This is a genomic window from Shewanella sp. SG44-6, assembly GCF_014164185.1.
Lineage (GTDB): Bacteria > Pseudomonadota > Gammaproteobacteria > Enterobacterales > Shewanellaceae > Shewanella > Shewanella vesiculosa.
Map to the genome: position 1 here is coordinate 1 of NZ_JACJER010000310.1, position 638 is coordinate 638.

Genomic DNA, 638 nt, shown 5'->3' on the forward strand with positions numbered 1-638 from the left:
TGCGATGAGGCTATTTGAAAGTGACTTTACCGCCTATCATTTTAAATGCTGGCGCGCCTCTTATTAAGGTATCACGGGCAAATATCTGGCCGCACTCCGGGCAAGTGCAGGGAACTTTAGTGCTATCTTCAACGATTCGTTCTTTGAAGCATTTGACTAAGGCACCTTTACCTCCCTTACGATATTTAAACAGTTGGGTTTTACATTTAGCGCAGAAGATATCAACGGTACGTGAAGGGCCTTTTTTATTCGGTTTTGCCATCTTTAGGTTACTTCAAAGTCGGTATTCAGCCCATTGTAATGAAAACCGTAGGATTAGGCTAAAGTTGACTCCATGAAATATGGTAAAACCGCTTAAATCGCATATGGGGTAACGCTTTTGGTGGTCGTAATGTAAATAGATCTATGATTGAAAATGAATAATGCTGCGGTTTCAATAGCGATTGGTTTGAAAGTGATTATATAAAGGGAGTACCGAAGTTTACCTCGTATATTCGTTGTGGAGTAGGAACTAAAATTCACGGGAAACCATAAAGTAGAAGCAACAATATATTAAGATTCGCAGCTGATTTTTTGATAAACATCGTTGTTAATTCTTGTTAACTCAAATGCTTATTAAGCAAAAATGACGTAGCCAA

General features: G+C 38.6%; 1 protein-coding gene. It reads right to left on the reverse strand.

All coding sequences use genetic code 11. The features are described 5' to 3' along the window. Positions 1-10: 10 nt before the first annotated feature. The gene (locus H5185_RS22370) at positions 11-262 is read right to left on the reverse strand and encodes a hypothetical protein (protein ID WP_124015389.1); all 252 of its coding nucleotides are present in this window, start codon (positions 260-262) and stop codon (positions 11-13) included. Between the last annotated feature and the right edge of the window lie 376 nt (positions 263-638).